We start from the raw sequence: 18,513 nt of genomic DNA, 5'->3' as shown, positions 1-18,513 counted from the left end.
GCCAATTTGCATTCGTTAACGATTGGATTTTTCTTCAAGAAAAGAGAAAATGCCATTTTAATTAATAGCTAGGAATTCACCTGATGCGAAGCGCATTCACCGCCCCTACGACAATATTTTTTCAACCCACCCATCAAAATCCGATAGTAACTCAACTGCTTAAGGCATCAGCCAGTGAGCAAAAGGTGCGGCTTCATCTTTTGAAAAAGATAGCTTATGAATTAACCCACAATCCACATTGTAATTTGAGTAACGATGCATTGCAAAACCAATCGCCTTTGCATGTGGCTGCCTTCTTAGGTCATGCTGAAATCGTCGAACTTTTAATTAATAAAGGGATTGATGTAGATGCAACAGACGCTGAAGGCGCAACGCCTCTGCATTATGCGGCTTTTGGCTATGCTGATAATTGCAAAGATGATACGGTCAAGATACTCATTAAAAACAGTAAAGATCTATTGAAAAAAAATACCGCTGGCGATACAGCACTGCATATAGCAGAAAAAAATAATAATTTAATCATGGCAAAAGCATTAATGTCAGTAGATGATCAAATTGCTTACCAGCTCTTCATCGAAAAAAACGGTCAAGGCCGAACAGCAGTCTATGACTTGGCATTAAGAGGGAGCAATAACGATGCAGCCAAACAAATATCAACCTTACTAATGGATAAAGAAGATTATTTTATTGAAACATTTTACAATCAACACAAACATTTTTTTAAGAAGCTCTTGAAGGATACGAACACTACCGATACGGCGTTATTTCAACAATTTTGTAGAGCAATGGAAAGAAATGATGATGCTCATCAGTTAACTACAACTAATTTAATATTTCTCGACTTAATTAAGTCGATGAATAAAGTAACATTAACGCAACTACTTCATCCCAATATCGGTTTTAAAAATAAAGTCATCGATTTATATTTTAATCAAGCTTTACATTTTCCAGTCCATGCCATTTTTCAACCTTGCACTTTGAAATTATAATTTTTATATTGTCGTGGTGAGCTTTTTAAAGCTACATCAAGCTTGCTACGACCCATTGCGTTAAAAATTTCTTTGCAAGGCAATCGTTAAGCATTCATACTTCAAAAAGTTAACCTATGCACCGTAAGATAAATTTCTGCCATCGCTCTAATAAATAAATTAGAATCGATTTTGAACCCTACTGAGTCATAGACTCAACTAGGGTCATGGAGCAACTCACAATAGTTCTTGTCGACGCCCTTATTGATTGTTGTGTTATAGATTACAGGAAAAATTTCATGGCTATGATGAAAAGTTTTGGAAATCAATGTCTAATAGCTCTTATACTCGGCGCGTTATTCGGAATGATTGCACCGCTTCAGTGGGTTGATGCCTTAACGCCGTTAGGAGATGCATTTATTCAACTCCTTAAAATGATTATCATCCCTATTACTTTTATTCTAATTGTGACTAGTTTTACAAAATTAGAAAATATTTCTCAAATTAAAGAGCTTGGTGGAAAAACACTGTTTTGGTTCTTAACGACTGCCATCATTGCTGCGCTCGTTGGTTTATTAACTGCATTATGGATCAATCCTGGTCAAGGATTTCATGAAGTTCTACCTATCGATTTAAAACAGCCGCCAGCCCTTAGTCAAATTTTTTTAGATATGGTTCCTGGTAATTTATTCGATCAAATTGCGCGTGGGAAAGTTATACCTGTGATTATTTTTGGTATTTTATTTGCCATTGCTTTGACCCTATGCAAAGAAGAAGCATTGATCGTACGTCAATTTTTTGATGGATTAGCAAAAGTATTTTACAAAATTACACGCTGGATTATTCGATTATCTCCCATCGGAATCTTTGTATTTATTTCCGCCGTCAGTGCACATTATGGTATAACAAGCCTCATTCCTTTCGGTAAATTTATTTTAACTGTGTACCTCGCTTGTTTAATTCAGCTAGTCATCTACGGCATTTTATTATTCGGGGTCTGCCGCACTAATCCTCTCAAATTCACCCATTTAGCTTGGCCAATGCTACTTACCGCTTTTACCACTTCTTCAAGTTTAGCAACCCTTCCAGTAACGCTTGATGTGTTAATTAAACGTCTTGGTATCTCTGAGCAAGTTGCCTCTTTCGTGGCACCCCTTGGTGCGAATGCCAAAATGGATGGCTGTGGTGCAATTTATCCAGCAATCATTTGTATTTTTACTGCAACACTTTTTCAAATCCCTTTAGACTGGCATCAATATTTAATTATTGTTATTACTGCAACCGTTGCATCTATTGGAACTGCAGGCGTGCCAGGTTCAGCTATGGTAATGACGATGGTTGTACTTTCAAACCTCGGCTTACCTTTTGCTGGATTAGCCATGGTCATGGGTATTGATAAAATAATTGACATGATGCGCACCACTGTCAATGTTGCAGGAACAGCCGTGTGTGCCACACTTGTTGCTGCCCATACTTTACCAAGCACAGATGAAACACAACCGGCTCTCATTGCACCCAAATCAACGGGGTAGTTTCCCATTTGTTTTACGCCCACTTCATAATGGACTAACAAAAATGTTGCAAAACTTACCTCGTTTACGTAGGTGTACTATTGATCAATACGTTGCATTTTTAAATCCTGATTAAACATAGCGATTTTTATAACCGTACTATTGATCGTGACATGATAATTTGTTTATAAAGAAAGTTGAATCGGCTATCTAACTAGCTATTTACTGTTCCTTTTATTACAACTAAGTTAACAACACGCTATCGAGCAAGTCAATTAAGTTAAATTTTACGATGGTTTTAAAGTGCCAGCCTTATATCGTGTCATCACTAACTTTTTTACGCTTAGTGGATGTTGACAACATGAGTTAATTAAAATCGTCATGCGTCCATCGTTACAAATGACTGAACTCCTGGCATAATCTCAACTCGTTGCTTTCGAAAATAAGGGATGATTGAATGAAAAAAATTGGTGTTATTGTTGGAAGTTTGAGAAAAGAATCTTGGAATCGTAAACTTGCATTAGCTCTTATGCAACTCGCTCCCTCTTCATTGAACATGGAAATCGTCGAAATTGGCCAACTTCCTCTTTATAACCAAGATCCCGATGATACAGGTCAACCGCTGCAAGAATGGACTGCATTTCGAAATCAGATGAACAAATTTGATGGCTTTTTATTTGTAACACCTGAATATAATCGCTCCGTCCCTGCACCCTTAAAAAATGCGATTGATGTAGGATCAAGACCCTATGGGAAAAGTATTTGGAGCAGGAAACCCTGTGCTGTTATTAGTACATCCCCCGGTGCCATTGGCGGCTTCGGAGCTAATCAACACCTACGACAATCTTTTGTGTTTTTAGATATGCCTTGTATGCAACAACCTGAAGCTTACCTTGGTAATATTAATAATTTGTTTGATGAAAAATCAGAAATTAATAAAATTGAAACGAAAGAATTTTTGCATAAATATATGGAAGCTTATGCAAATTGGATTGATAAAATAGTACCAGCAAAAAAAGAGCAAGTGGCAGTTTAGAAACAGTTGTCTTTAGGTATGATAGTAGCCCACTCATTAGCCGGGCTACTTATTTGATTACGTTTAAATTTCATTCATCCCAGAAATTTGTGCGTAACAATTTTTTCTCCTAATTCTTAAACACATTTTACTCGCCTTAACTTTACCCACATCGCTAAAAAAAGAGCATCTTTATTCGCTTCAAACTAGACAAAACGTTCATCAACTCCTATTTTGATATAAAAAAAATTACTATTGAAATTGATGCGGTGCTTCGCACAGCTATACAGTGATTTTTTTTATACTAGAATAAGTCTTATGATGATGTTTTGACTTTTTTGAGGAACTCCAAATTGCTCGCTTCATTTTTGAAAAATGTTAATATAGTTGTCTTTGCAAAAATCTCAGCGCCTTGAAAATTTATTATCTTAAAGGAAATACAAATGAAATGGATTTATAACTTAGCAACATTAAGTCTTTTAATCTTTTACACTTCTTTACCCGCCTTCGCAAACAATGCTGTTGCTAAAACAGTACCGGTACCTGTTGCAGTTAAAGTCACAGTGGGCCCTGCAGATTGGGTACAAACTATTTCAATATGCAATACATCTTCTAAAGATATACCATTGACTAATGTTGAATTTAGGTTTAACTACGCGGGAACAATGTCTAGCAACATTTGGGGACAACCTTGGGTGGCTTGGAAATTAGCTAGCCAAGCAAATTCTGAAGTGGTTCTAACAGGTGGAACTTCTTTTACTCCTCCTTTAGCTTCTGATCCAAATTGTACGCGGCCCTTAACCATTCAATTTAGCTCAACGCCTTCTACGCCCGTTCCAACTGGCCCCTTTATTTTTAAAGCTGAAGGTGGGCAACCCTCGGCACTTGGAACGTTAAATATTAATCTTGCAGCTGCCCCCGCTACCGGTTTACCGGATCCCACGCTCACCCTCACTGGCGAAGGAACAACAACAACAAAAAAATTGACTTGGGGTGCAAGCTGGAAACTTAGCAAAATGACAGCTGGCTCCTACACCATTGCCGGATCACTCGTCAATACCGATGCTAATAATGGCGATTACTATGCTGCGGATAATGTGTTAGCAACGGTTACGGATCAACAAACTACCAATGTGACGGTTACTTATAAACCTGTTCCCGCCGGTCGCATTAAAATCACCCTTATTAAACCACCCACTACTAAAGTTCAACTTAACTTTACGGGTAAAAATTATTCTTTTACTAAAACAGTAGGAGATAATGGCGCATTACAACTTCCTAACGATACTTACAATGTCACTTCCGTGACTCCAGGACAAAGTGCAAGCATCGTACCGAATCCTATTACGCTTCCCACTGATACTAAGTTAACTGTGACTTACTCCCAGACGCATAATTCAGCTGGGCCTTATACCACAGTGAATGGACAAATCGTCGATAAAAATCAAACACCTGTTACTTTTCAAGGGGTGAATTGGTTTGGCTTTAATACCGGCAATCACATGTTACATGGTTTATGGCAAGGTGATTTTGAAACCATGTTGCAACAAATTAAATCTGTCGGGTTTAATGCAGTACGCATCCCCTTCCAATTTGATTTTATTTTAAATCCTGCGATTAAACCAAGCGGCATTACGTCAACCTGCAATGGCAAACCTTGCAACACCAATATCCCCCAAGATAGTGCATTAAACGCTTTTCAATATATTGTGAAACGATTCACTGATGCTGGGCTTTACGTGATGATAGATGATCATTACGAAGACGATACTTATATCAATAATTACAGTCAGTGGATAGCAGGATGGCAAAAAGTCGCGCAAATGTTTATTAACAATCCTTCTGTTGGATATGACTTATGGAACGAACCTGATTCTCATAGTATGACTTGGGAAGGTGGAACCAATTCATGGTCTAAAGGTATTAGAGAAGCTTCAACAGCAATTTATAATATCGATCCAACCAAACTTATCTTTATTGAAGGTGTCGCGCAAGGCGCATTAAGGTCAAACTGGGGCGATGGATTTGCAACCGATAATGCAACAATCGCACAAGGCATTAGCAATCCTAAAAATCTATTCACGCAAATGTTAACTCAACCTTATCTGAATCAGATCGTCATTTCACCGCATGCTTATGGTCCAGACGGTACTAATAATCAGGGTCCTGATCATTCTGACCCTACGATTGCTTTTGCTGATTGGTCACGCCTTAATGGGTATTTACTGAATAATTTCTTAAACGTGAACAATACTCCTCAAAGCGGCTTTTGCGCAGCGGGAAAATGTCATCTCTTTCCGATCGCTTTGGGTGAGTTTGGGGGGAAATTTGATCCAGCTGATCCTTACTATCAAAAAGATACTGCCACTCTCATTAACCTAGCTAATTATATTGTTCGTCTAGGCAGTGGCAAACCTGCTCTACCCAGTTGGTTTTACTGGGATTGGAACCCTAATAGTGGTAATACCGGGGGAATTTTAAAAGATGATTGGGCTACCATCGATTGTAATAAGGTTAATTACTTGAAAAAGTATCTTTTCTTGAAACCTGCTGCAAATATTTGCCCGTAGTAGAGGAGCACTGTTGGTGGGTGTCAAGCCCACCTAACAGCTTTAAAAAATTAATACTTTAACAGCAAAAAAAGTTAAGATAAGCTACTGTATAATATAAGAATATTTCATCATATTACGCTTCATCAAACCCTAATATTCCCCAATAAATATTCCTTAAGTTTACAGGTCTATAATTAAATTAACTTTCTTGCGGTTGATTTAATCATGCGGGTTTTAATTACCATTTTAAGGCGATTGCTTGAGCCAGAGACAAATAAGAGCTCAGCGAATGAAACGCAAGAAATCACTTATAAAGATAGTGGCCCTAGCGATTTAGATAAATGGTCAGCTATTATTGAAGATGAGGAAAATTGCTGGGCAGATTTAAAGGATAGCCCCGATATAACTCCACGCAAAAAAATTATATATAGTTATCCTCCTTTCGTTCGTTCTACTACGACCCTACTAGAATTTAAAGTTTGGCAAACTTTAATAGAACATTATGATATTTATATTTGGCAGGGCCCTTCAATCAATATAAAAAGCTGCATCCCGATGAAGGATATTTCCGAATTATTTAAAGAAAAACGTGATAACTTTTTTACAAACGAATTAGAGATAAAAAAGGCATTAGGTCAACAGGGTATTGGTAATATTGATGATGAGTATATTATTTTAGATTATGGTAACTACCAAAAATTATTGAGACAGTTATCGGAGTTAAGAAAAGACAAAAAACCTAAGACTGACTTTGAAAGCTACCTCCGAATGACTGAAGACAATTTTGATGAAACCGAAATCGATATTTCATCGTCTAAGGTGTCCAGGTTACAAGCAGATTATCAAACCAGGATTAATTTGGGATTACATGCTTTAAATGAATTACCACTCGATGATTATACTGATAAAGATTTATCTTTTGATCAACAAAAAAAAATAACGATCAGAGATCTTTTTCACCATAAGAATGACTCTTATTTATTTTCATTAAGATGCCAAAGAAATGGGGTGCTACCTCAAGACAAACGTAAGCAAGAGATGCGTCAATTACAATTAACAACCACTGCCTATTTGCAAACTGCTAAAGAACAACGCTCACACCATAATTTAGAAGGCCCTGATCAGGCGATAGTGAATGCAAACAATGCTCAGGGCTATTACACCCATGATGCAAGCACACTTACTCATCAAGGATACGTGTGGGGTACACACAAGATTAAAATCAAGCATCCGTTTCAAACATCAACTTTTTTATATGAAAAAAATGTCGAACATCTGATCATTGAGGAATCACCCAATCTCATCGACATTCAAATGCCAGACCCTAAACAATTAAAGCAACTTGAAATTAAAAACTCCCCCGGTAAATTATTAACAAATCCAGGTATTATTACTAAAACTTTAGAAAAACTTACTATTGATAAACTTACTGTGGAGACTGATCCTTCCGATTACACAACCCTTAATCTTAATACCTTGGCGGGCTTAACCTACTTAAATCTTCGCGAACCCTTCAGCTTAAACTTTACCGGGTTATTACAAGCTGAAAATTTAACCGAATTGCATTTGGAAATGTTTCACGAAGAAATGAAAATTGATTGGAGCAACCTGATTCAGCTCAAACAGTTATCAATAAAATACGCTCCTGGGGTTAATTTGCCCACAACGTTTAATTTGCCCAACTTAGAAATACTAACCATAGAACATTACTTTACAAGTTCCGAGCTTCCTCTGTTTAAACAGCTTCATCAATTAAAAAAACTAAATTTAATTAATGCAAATCCATCCTATTTTTTAGACTTTCCAGATATTGCGGCATTGCCCTTATTAGAAGAATTAAATATCCAAGATGTTGATATAGATAAATCAATCAACTTTGGAGTTTGGAAGAATTTACGCCATTTATCGATTGCATTAACCTATCCATCACATAACATTGATTTATCTCATTGTCGATTAGAAACGTTTTCTCTTCCAACAGAATCTCCTGTCATTTTAGGTTACCAACCTGCTTTGTTATCATTAGAAATTACGATTGATAACTTATCTGACATTAATTTTGATAATTTGCCAGCTTTGGAAGAACTGGTCATTAATTTGAATAAATTTTCTTCAAAAAAGTTGGCCCTTAACTCTCAATCATTAAATAATTTAAAAAGCTTGACCTTAAACCATTCCTTAGATAACACAGCTTCACGCCAAACATTGAGTCAATCCTTATTAGATTCATTATCACAGCTGTCGGAACTTGAAGAAATCATTATTACTAATTCAGTGGTACCACGTGATTGTAAAATGCTAGATTTTTCCCGCTTTAAAAAATTAAAAATTTTAATCATAGAGGGACTCGACTTTGACGGTGAAATTTCTTTAACAAAAACACCTATTGAATTTTTCCATTTAACAAATTCTAATGTATCTAAAATACATTTGCAAAATTGTGGAAAACTACGACGAATGGATCTGACTAATAATAAAAAGTTAAGTCCAGCCTTTGAAGAAGCAACCAGTTTAGAAATCTTAAACTATATTCTACTTGGGAAAATGAGTTCTGCGCTTAGTATGAACTTAAGAAAAAATACCAATTTAAAAAATGTTAACATCAAAATCCTATGCCCTAACCTGCTTACTTTGGAAGGGTCATCCTCACTAGAAAATTTGACGATTCATAGTAACAACAATGTCAATCTTGACCTATCAGGCTGTAAAAACCTTTTCCACTTAATTGTCAATACGGAGCAACCGCTTAGCCCAGTCGATTTATCAGACTGTAAAAACTTACAGTTTATTGAGGTCAGTCCAGAGTGTGACGTCTTTAAAAATACACCGCCTTCCTGTCAAATTACGCTGACTCGCCCCTTGCGGTATTCTCCGGATCAAAGTCAAATTGATGAATCACATGATTCTATTCCTGATACCAGAATAGTCAATCTTTCTCCTCCTATTCCAAAAAAAGAGGACGCTGTTGGTGTATTTAGATATGGCGACTTCCTGAAAGCACAGAATATAGATTGCGACCTAACCTCCAATCCATCCCACCGAGCCTCAGGAAATGTTAAAGCAACACTTTACGCTGATAAATTAATTAATAAAAATAAGCAGTGCATTGGTATTTATGACGAAATTCATTTCGATCCTAACACTAAAAAAATTACTTTTCGATCTAAGGTTAAGTCAAATCAATTGACGGCCACCCATGGTGATCTATCAAGTTTTGATAAAAATCAGTTTGATTCTCTTAAACGAAACCTGGCTTCCAATCAAGTAGCGGGCTACATTGAAGCAACAGAGTTAGTCATTGATGAGTATTATCCGCTTGTTACCCATCAAGCTATCGGGAAAAATGATTTAACAATTTATTGTAATCCTCCCCAGGCAGTCAAAATATTTTGGCATGAAGCAAAACAAACTTTTTACATTCAACCTCAATCCGAAAATTTTTCTTTGCTCTATCAATATACTAAAAATCAATATTACGATAACAAACATTATTTGCCATTAGAAATAGAAAGTAACAGCTTGGACAAGGAATTAACAAGCATTCTAAGAGATTCATTACAGAATTTTCAACCCTTAAAATTTTTATATAATACGAATTTGACCTCGAAAGTAAAACTTGATGAACTAGTCTTATTTTGTAAAAACGAGCAAAACAATTCAGATAATAACAATAGTGGTCTTCAATTAAGTGGTGACAAAAGTGACGTTGATCTGTTCCTACAAACTTTAATTGCAATTCATCAGGGAAAGGCTGAATGTCGACATCGCGCAGAAGCATTGATGATCTTAGCGCGGGCTTTTCTAACTATACCGGTGAGAACACGAACCAACGAAATACATATGTTTGGGGAAATACCTTATAAAAAAGATAGTCAGCTAATTTTTTCACGTTGTGATTTAGGTGGAGTGCCGGTGGTCGATTTAACCCCAGCAAATGTACGTCAAAATATATTTGAAAACCCGAAAGTAGAACTGCCTCTTCACGCTCCTCTGCCTGAATCCGTAGTTGATGAAAAATCTAAACACTCTGATAAAAATATTATTACAAATAATAATAATAATAATCCAATTGAAGAAGTTAAGCCGCAACTTCAAGTCCCACTTCCACCAGAGCAGCAAGCAGAGAAAGATTATTATCAAGCCTTTGAAAATGTTTTAAAAGTAATTCAAGTGGATAACATGGACGAATTATTTAGTGATCAGTTTGATTTAATTCCACTTATTGAATTAACAACCGATCAAAATCCATTCGTTATTAGCGCACGATTAATGGAATACATTGATGACAATAGGCCATTAAAAGAATGTATTTATCTTCATAGTCCTCAAGATATTGCGCTTTTTTTTCAACCCAAAAAGCTTGTTGCAGGCGAAAGAAAAAAAATCAATGGTCCCTTATATAATATTGCTTTGAATGGCGGGACTATTATAATTAATTGGAGTAATTTTAACTCAACGCAAATTGCAAGCTTTAAAAGCATGATGGATGACCCTCCCACACTTTTAGGATTGAGCCTTAATAAACCAAAAGTAAAAGTTATTGGCTTAACTGCGCCAAATAATAAAGGTTGTTCTGCTTTTTTAACGCGTTGTCAAAAAGCTGCTCTCACACCTCAATCACTAAAGCCACGAAATTTATCAAAAAAAATATTATCCTTACCACATGAAAAGCCGGTATTAGAAACGTTAGAAAAGCCTAAATTAGCAACGTTAGAAATTGATTTATTCCATCGAATCAATTGGCGAACAACATTACTAGGTGAAATTTTATTTGAAGGCGACACGATCGAGCTGATAGATTTACCTTTCATTGAAGCCCTAAAAGTTAATAAGCCGCTTAATATTACTATAGTTAATCCGCCTCGTGATCCTCGTTTTATGACTTTATTAGAGCGGTTAAAAGCTGAAAAAAGAATATTCTATAATGGTCAGTACATTACATTTTCAGATAAAATTAATATTCAAACTGCGCATAAAAATCATCCCACACATTTAGTAAACGTTACATTAACGAAAGAAATTGATCAAAATGATAGTAGGGAACGCATTTATCTGGGTCTCCATAATCTCAATGAATGTTTAGAAACACTCACTATTAATGAAAATCATCAAGCTAAAACCGTACTGCAAGGTTATTTGCATAAAATTGATGTTACCAAACAAGTTTTTTATCTTACCGGTCACATTCCCTTAAACGAATGGCAATATTTGCTATCCAAGATGGCCTTATTACCTGAAAAACAATTCACGTTTATTTTGGCGCCTGGCGCGAGTGTTGAAGGTTTGCTTAACCACACTATTACACCCCAAGTCGACGATTCCACAAACCATAACAATATCATTATTAGTAATGACACTGATTACTGCACAACACAATTAGCTAATCAATTAACCGCTCAGGATAGTAATAATAATAATAGCAAACCTAAAAAAGTATTAATTATTGATGTTACGCTTGAAACTACTCTTAATGATTTAGTTGCTCAAATTAATTATCACCGCCAAGAAAATACCAGTCACATCGACTTTACTTATGAACAAAAGGACATGTTAAAAGCAATGCTTAAAGGTCGTGATGTAATTTTGAATGGTATTCTCTCTAAGAACCTATATGAGCAATTACTACCGTTCATTTCTCCTAACGCCGCAATGTATAGCAACGGTAAGAAAATAACTTCTAAAGGGCGCCTCTTTCTAGTTCAACCCGAATCGGTATTAAAAACGTTACCTATTCCGACTTATAAAAAGACAAATTATTCGCTAAGTGATTATAAGAAAAATTTTTCAACTTTAGATCATGAATGGATTGACCGTATTGCTCAATTTTATGATGCTGCTACCAAACTTCCTCACCGTGGCTTTGGTCGACCCGCACATCCAAAACTTGAATTTGCTCATTTAAAATTGATGGTTGCCCGGCTCAAAAACAATGCAATTCACGAACACAACCCTATCAAGGGTTTATTTAACTATGATTATCCGCAAAATAGCGAGGACTACGCTTACCTCAATGTTTATGCAAAATTCATTTTCAAGCGCGATGATACTTCCGCAATACGTCTACGCAAGTTAAAAGAACTAATGGAAGAACATCATATTTCTTCAGTAAAAAATTTAAAACCTTATGTTTGGCAAATCTTAAATTGTTTTCGTGGCGAAGCTTTACATCAGTTTTTTGGAGACGCACTTGTTTTAGACGACGCAAACTTATCCTTTCCTAATTTGAATGATGAGACTTTAGAAAGACTTTGGACTAAAGTTCAAGATGCCTTGCAGCAACCTCTGATCCATACCCAAAAAGAAGACCATGTCACTAAACGTGAACGCATATTGAATAAGTTACTCAACGATTCAAAATCGCCTATTATTATGATTAAAGGTGAAGCTGGGGTAGGCAAAACACATAGTGTTCGCCATTTACAAAAAACCCTTAATTTTAACTATTATGAAAATGAAGAAGAAATCATTGCTTGGTTAACGGATACTAAAGGCGGTAAGAAAGTATTATTACTTGATGAAGCGAATTTGGCACGTCCTGGGGTGTGGGACTTTCTAAAAGGACTGAGTCGGGATCAAAAAAATATATATTATAAAGGGAGAAATTATCCCTTAACTGAAGATCACAAGCTCATCGTAACAGGTAATCCTGAGCATTTCCCTGGTCGTTACTATCATCATTTTATTCAAAATTATAGTGAAACAATATACTTTAAGATGCCAGACGATAGCTATCTTGAAAACATCATCTTAAAAAATTTATTAAGCAAACACACATTTGATAATCAAGTATTCATTATCAAAACGATGCATATGGCTTATCAATTAATCGAAACTTATGTTCCAACTTACAAATTTTCAATCCGTGATCTCGAAAATTTAGCTAAACGTTTTCTAGCTTTAAGCCATGCCTACCCGCAAACTGAACAAAATACTTTATTATTCCAAGCCTGCCGTGGCGAATTTGAAGGCATGATTTATAACCAAGTTGCACGTCTCAATTTTGTAAATCAACTTGCTGCGCATTTGAATTTAGCCCAACCTGCAAGGCCTTCACCCTTAATCAAATTAACTGATAAAGTTACCATTGCTGAAGAACATGTCTATCTTTATGATGCCATTCAACAAGATTTATTATTACGTAATGAGGCAATTGCCGAAAATAAAGACGCCGCTGCACATTCTTATGGTTATTATAAACAGGGTATTTTATTAGAAGGTGATTCAGGATTAGGGAAATCCACATTACTCAAAGCAATCTTAGAAGCCAATGGTTTTAGTGCTCATGCCGTAGATACACAAAAAAGATACTATGAAATTACAGCTGGTAATAAACAGAACGTTCGTGAAATTTTGACAAAAGCCTATCAAGAAGGCTCTGTCGTTATTTTAGATGAACTTAATCTCGATGAAACGCTTGAGAAAATTTTAATTGAAATTCTCACACCGAGACACAATTTAGCCAAACAATCTGAAACTTTTAAAGAAGGTTTCATGATATTTTCATCGCAAAATCCTGGTGATTTTGCTGGCCGATGCTCAGTCTCTCCCGCATTGCGTAATCGAATGCACTTTTTGTACATGATAGCGCATAGTGATAAAGCACTCACTGCAATTGCTAATTTATATGGCATCCCATGGCCTGAAATGTTTGTTAAAGCTTATCGTCGTATTAAAAAGACAATGGATGTTACTAACATCCGCACTTTTTTTACTGTGTTAAAAAAATATGTTTCAACGCCGATATCCGTATTGCAGCCCAATGCTATGACTAGAAGTAATGTTGATTCTTCATCTCAAGGCGTAGGCGCCCTATCAATCGATGAGACCAAGTTACCAACAGTCAAAGTGGCCATAAACTTCGAACTTAGACCGTCAATTGATACGCTTCTCGATCGATTAAATATGGAAATAAATCCTACAACAAAAGGCAATTCCTTTTTTAGTGGAAAATTGTCGTCTACAAGCCTTGTTACCTATGCGACAGAGATCGTCCAAAAATCTTCTCAGTTAACTTCATACAAAGAATTTTATAAATATATCCATGCTCAAAACCTTGCAATGAAAAAAGCATACAAAGGTGTATTTGCATTTGAAAATACAACTATTGGAAAGCTCACTTGTCAGTTGGAGCGTGAACTTGATCATCCCGCCTTGCGCCCTTTACGAGCTTATGCTCACGAACTGGGTACTTTTGGTGGAGATTTAATTGCCCTTGATAAGTCTACTAGAATTCACCAGCTTCTAAATAGCTTGCTTGATGTCAATGATCATGAAGTTATATTAAAAAAATTAGGTGACGCTTCTACTTTAAAAAACTATGCAGAACACCGTCATCTTATTCATTTCGGCAAACCGCGTACCGTAAAGCTTTTGAGCGATGCAGTAGCCCAATTTAAACCTTCAACAAAAAAGTAATATTATCATATTACTTTCTAGAAAATTAGGATTGTAAAAATTCTAATAAAGTATTACTTAATTCATTAGGTACTTCCTCTACGATTGCATGCGCACAATTAAATGCAATGATTGTTGATTGTGGTATTTGACGAGCCATGCTTTTCACTTGGCTGGGTAAAACCATCAAGTCTTGCTTACCATAGCCTATTAGGGTGGGTGCTTGAATTTTAGTTAAATGTTCATGGGTATCTAGCGTTGCTAACAAATCAAGTTGGCGCTTTTGATTTACAAGTGATTGTGGGTTCTCCCTTGCTAATACCAATTTTTTAATAGAAGCAATTTTACTTTCTTTTTGCAAAAATTTTTTGCCGTAAAACCAAGGAAATGAAGCTGCAAAAGCAATGTCAAAATCTATATTCTTTTCACGCATCATCATAAGAGATTTCAAACTGAACAAGGTTACATTCCGAATTTGTGCGGGAGCAGATAAGATCCCAACTTTACTAATACGATCTGGATATAAAGCAGCAATATATTGAGCAATCATACCGCCCATCGATTGTCCAATAATATGCGGTTGCTTAAGGTTAAGAAGACTTGCCAATTCCATCACATCGTTCGCCAGCAATTCGCCCGATAAAACTCTACCATCATCCGCTGTACATCCGACGCCTCGATTATCAAATAAAAGGACTTGGAAAAATTGACTTAATATACCGAGTAATGGAATCCAGAAAAGATGGTCACAAGTATAGCCAGCAATAAGAATGAGTGGATGACCTTCTCCGTGCAACTCATAGTAAAAGTTGGCTCCATTAGCTTTCATCATAGGCATATTCGGCACCTCAAAGGAATTTTCTATTAATTAATTGAGACATTTTTCTAAATAAATGTATTAATTGATATTTTTATGCTTTAACCCTAGATAAAGATTTTCTTGAAATTTTTTGATATACTATTCTTTCCAATTTTTACCCACTTCATTCAATCATGTCTAAATATTTAAAATTTAGTTTAATCGTGCTACTCGGCTTATTAATAGCATTTCGATTAGCTCTTCCTTACGCACTCATCCAGTATGCTGAACATCGCATTAATAAAATTCCTGAGTATCGCGTAAAAATTCGTGACCTTGATGTTCATTTATATCGTGGTAGTTACACTATTAAAGATATTGCCCTTTATAAAGTAAATAAAAATATTCCCGTGCCATTTTTCTCTGCCAAGGCGATCGACCTATCGCTACAATGGAAAGCTTTACTCCATGGTATGTTTGTTGGAAAAATTAAAGCTTATCAACCCCGCATTAATTTTGTAATGGATCCTAATGAAAAAAATGAGCAACTCAGCATTGATAATGAATGGCAAAAAGCTGTTAAAGCTCTATTTCCGTTAAACTTTAACCATGTTGACGTACAGGACGGCACGCTCGCCCTACGAAGTTTTACAGGAAATCCGCCTTTTAATTTATATTTAAAAAATATTAATTTTGATATCGAAAATATGCAAAATGCTTTAAGAAGTAAACAAACTTTAGCATCGAAGTTTTCTGGTACAGGTAAAACAATTGATGGCGCCCGGGTTATGATCAAAGGCCGCTTTGATCCTTTTAGCTCACAACCAACCTTCTTATTGAATGGGTCGATAGAAGCGATGCAAATCAACAAAGCAAATGCATTCTTGAAACATTTTTCAGCCATTGACGTTAAGGATGGAAACTTTAGTTTATTTGTTGAAGCAGCAGCGACCAAAGGTTTAGTTAAAGGCTACGCAAAACCTATTGTCAAAAATTTACAAATTATCGACCCTGAAAAAGATATGGGACCAGTGGAAACCTTATATAAAGGTGCATTGGAACTAGTTGCTAAAATTGTTACTAACCCAAAGAAGCAAACGATCGCTACTAAAATCATGATTGAAGGACAGATTGATGATCCTGATACGAGTGTCCTTTCTATTATTGGCTATACGCTAAGACATGCCTTCATTCAAGCACTTTTACCGCAAATTGATCATACGATCGCAATGCGTGATATTAGAATTGGTAAGTCATCAACTTAAGGTTTTAATTTTAACTTAGTTAAAATTTTGTCGAGTGCATTCCCAAACAATGCAATCTCTCTTTTCGTAATTTTTGCAGGACCTTCTGTCTTAATCCCGCTGCTCCTAAGTGCCTCACTTTGATTGCGAAATGCTAACCGTTGTTTAATGTTTTGTGGGGAATATTGTTCGCCGCGCGGATTGAGAACATGACCGCCTTTCTCAACAATGAGCGAAGCAAGAGGTATATCCCCGGTTATAATTAAATCACCCGGTTGCGAATCTAAAACAATTTTATCATCGGCCTTATCAAAGCCTGCGGGGACTTGGATTTGTTTAATATAAGGTGAATGAGGTAAAGAAATGGGGTGATTAGAAATTAACAAAACATGAACCTTCATCCGATTGGCAGCGCGAAAAATGATTTGTTTAATTACATTAGGACAGGCATCAGCATCAACCCAAATTTTCATTCGATTTCCCATTATTTCAATTTTATAGATTTTAGCACTTTAAATAATTGATACCAGTCACAAGTTAAAAAAATAATGGGACCGCTTCCTAACTTTTGATACACTCCCTGTCTTTATTCGTGTAATTTGAATGCACGCTCAATAAGTCGATCACTATTCATGGATATGTAACCACGAAGGATTAACCATGCAACCCATACTTGAAAATAATAATATTAACATCCTTGGAACTTATTACGAGGGTGAATACCATCCAGCTTTAATATTACAAGGGCCTCCCCTACACTTGCCATCTCATGAAATCTCTCTGTCTTTAGATTGCACGACCGACAGTCTAAAAAAGTCTGAAAGTATCATTATCGGCCTAAGCAGTAACTACTTAAAATATTTTTTTAAAAAAATGGCTGAAGTTAAGGATTTTAATGAACGCAAAGCATTCATTAAAATCCATACACCTCTCTTATTTAATGCGTTGCAATTAGAGTATGTAGAAGCAATCGACAAAATACGTGCTCTTAATAGCGATAGTAAAATAATATTTGTTACACAACCCTATCCCGCATTCTCATCCTTGGGTAATCAATATGATGAATTAATCATTGAATTAGGTAGTGTTTTAAATCTTGGACGAAATCCACATGATCCTACCGATGTTCTTTATGAAATAATGAAAAATACTTATGCTAAAATTTTAAATGCAATGACTACTGACGCAATTGTTATTGCCGATATTGCTTCATCTTATAATCCTTTTAATCAAAGAAACTATAAGGATCGATTTACTCCTAGTAAACAGGGTGAAAACCAAATTTCTCAAATGATTAACTATGTAATCTCTTCTGGCAACAATACCAATATGGTTTATCAATTCCTGCCTAATTTTTTTCATGCTGCAGGGAAAGGGCGGGGTTATTTAGATAAATACATCGATAAAATTTCACTGCATCATTGGGAGCTTAAGCATCCCCATGATTTCACTAACTTAGCTTGCCATGATTTATTATATTCAGTATTAAAAGAAGCAGACCACTATGTATCGACATCAACCCCCATGCACCAAGCCTGTATAGATTTATATGAGAATGGTACGCATTTATTGAACTCCTTGACTAAGCCTGAGGATTTGCTTTTATTAAAAGAGTCACTCAACCTCGGTTTGGATGTTATTAAAAATCCGCATGATACTAAAGCGGTGAACACATTACGGTGGCATGCATGGAATAAATCCATAGGTAAGGCAAGCCTTTGGCAGGCTTTCGTTGGTGGGTTGTTAACGGTCGCAAGTATTGCAGTCAGTATTATTTCAGTGACTGCTGCTCCTTTAACATCAGGAGGAAGCTTACTTGGACTCTCTATCGCAGGTGCGTTAGCAGTAAGTGGCATTGGATTATTTTATAATGGGCGCGAAAAAGCCGTGGCAAAAAACTTAATTGATATAACTGAAATTGCGGACCCCTCATTTACTGCCACAAAGACTCGCTATGCAATTTGATTTTTTTACTCAAATTCAAAGGTTTTATTATTACTAAAAGATAAATCAATACGGCCCATTAAATC

At 36.0% G+C, this 18,513-nt stretch carries 9 protein-coding genes; 7 read left to right on the top strand and 2 right to left on the bottom strand.

Annotated features, from left to right (window positions below):
- Positions 1–83 precede the first annotated feature (83 nt).
- From H0W64_09125 to H0W64_09105, 5 genes are all read left to right on the top strand, one after another.
- A complete protein-coding gene (locus tag H0W64_09125) occupies positions 84–989 on the top strand; it encodes an ankyrin repeat domain-containing protein (GenBank protein ID MBA3661877.1) in 906 nt (301 codons plus the stop codon).
- 278 nt (positions 990–1,267) lie between these two features.
- Positions 1,268–2,500, top strand: coding sequence for a dicarboxylate/amino acid:cation symporter (locus H0W64_09120; protein ID MBA3661876.1), 1,233 nt, complete (start codon positions 1,268–1,270; stop codon positions 2,498–2,500).
- 436 nt (positions 2,501–2,936) lie between these two features.
- Positions 2,937–3,515, top strand: a complete 579-nt coding sequence (locus tag H0W64_09115; protein ID MBA3661875.1) for an NAD(P)H-dependent oxidoreductase — start codon at positions 2,937–2,939, stop codon at positions 3,513–3,515.
- 422 nt (positions 3,516–3,937) lie between these two features.
- On the top strand, positions 3,938–6,064 hold the full coding sequence (locus tag H0W64_09110; protein ID MBA3661874.1) for a cellulase family glycosylhydrolase: 2,127 nt from the start codon (positions 3,938–3,940) through the stop codon (positions 6,062–6,064).
- 207 nt (positions 6,065–6,271) lie between these two features.
- Positions 6,272–14,461, top strand: a complete 8,190-nt coding sequence (locus tag H0W64_09105; protein MBA3661873.1) for an AAA family ATPase — start codon at positions 6,272–6,274, stop codon at positions 14,459–14,461.
- 25 nt (positions 14,462–14,486) lie between these two features.
- Here H0W64_09105 and H0W64_09100 read toward each other — a convergent pair whose 3' ends face one another.
- A complete protein-coding gene (locus H0W64_09100) occupies positions 14,487–15,278 on the bottom strand; it encodes an alpha/beta hydrolase (GenBank protein ID MBA3661872.1) in 792 nt (263 codons plus the stop codon).
- A 155-nt stretch (positions 15,279–15,433) separates the two neighbouring features.
- Between H0W64_09100 and H0W64_09095 the strand changes: the two genes are divergently transcribed.
- The gene (locus H0W64_09095) at positions 15,434–16,504 is read left to right on the top strand and encodes a DUF748 domain-containing protein (GenBank protein MBA3661871.1); all 1,071 of its coding nucleotides are present in this window, start codon (positions 15,434–15,436) and stop codon (positions 16,502–16,504) included.
- On the opposite strand, the gene H0W64_09090 is transcribed toward H0W64_09095, so the two are convergent.
- Positions 16,501–16,956, bottom strand: a complete 456-nt coding sequence (locus H0W64_09090) for a YaiI/YqxD family protein (GenBank protein MBA3661870.1) — start codon at positions 16,954–16,956, stop codon at positions 16,501–16,503. The two genes, H0W64_09095 and H0W64_09090, sit on opposite strands and share 4 nt — an antisense overlap.
- 187 nt (positions 16,957–17,143) lie before the next feature.
- Here H0W64_09090 and H0W64_09085 point away from each other — a divergent pair, with 187 nt between their 5' ends.
- Positions 17,144–18,448: a hypothetical protein gene (locus H0W64_09085; GenBank protein ID MBA3661869.1), complete on the top strand. Its 1,305-nt coding sequence runs from the start codon at positions 17,144–17,146 to the stop codon at positions 18,446–18,448.
- Positions 18,449–18,513: the final 65 nt, after the last annotated feature.

Source organism: Gammaproteobacteria bacterium (assembly GCA_013816845.1).
Classification (GTDB): Bacteria; Pseudomonadota; Gammaproteobacteria; order DSM-16500; family DSM-16500; genus Aquicella.
This window is presented reverse-complemented; position numbering and strand designations above follow the sequence as displayed.

What these genes read in the sequence shown, in the direction of transcription:
- H0W64_09095 (MBA3661871.1), top strand. Translation starts at nt 15,434, where the DNA reads ATGTCTAAATATTTAAAATTTAGTTTAATCGTGCTACTCGGCTTATTA.
- H0W64_09125 (MBA3661877.1), top strand. Translation starts at nt 84, where the DNA reads ATGCGAAGCGCATTCACCGCCCCTACGACAATATTTTTTCAACCCACC.
- H0W64_09110 (MBA3661874.1), top strand. Translation starts at nt 3,938, where the DNA reads ATGAAATGGATTTATAACTTAGCAACATTAAGTCTTTTAATCTTTTAC.
- H0W64_09090 (MBA3661870.1), bottom strand. Translation starts at nt 16,956, where the DNA reads ATGAAAATTTGGGTTGATGCTGATGCCTGTCCTAATGTAATTAAACAA.
- H0W64_09115 (MBA3661875.1), top strand. Translation starts at nt 2,937, where the DNA reads ATGAAAAAAATTGGTGTTATTGTTGGAAGTTTGAGAAAAGAATCTTGG.
- H0W64_09105 (MBA3661873.1), top strand. Translation starts at nt 6,272, where the DNA reads ATGCGGGTTTTAATTACCATTTTAAGGCGATTGCTTGAGCCAGAGACA.
- H0W64_09100 (MBA3661872.1), bottom strand. Translation starts at nt 15,278, where the DNA reads ATGCCTATGATGAAAGCTAATGGAGCCAACTTTTACTATGAGTTGCAC.
- H0W64_09085 (MBA3661869.1), top strand. Translation starts at nt 17,144, where the DNA reads ATGCAACCCATACTTGAAAATAATAATATTAACATCCTTGGAACTTAT.
- H0W64_09120 (MBA3661876.1), top strand. Translation starts at nt 1,268, where the DNA reads ATGGCTATGATGAAAAGTTTTGGAAATCAATGTCTAATAGCTCTTATA.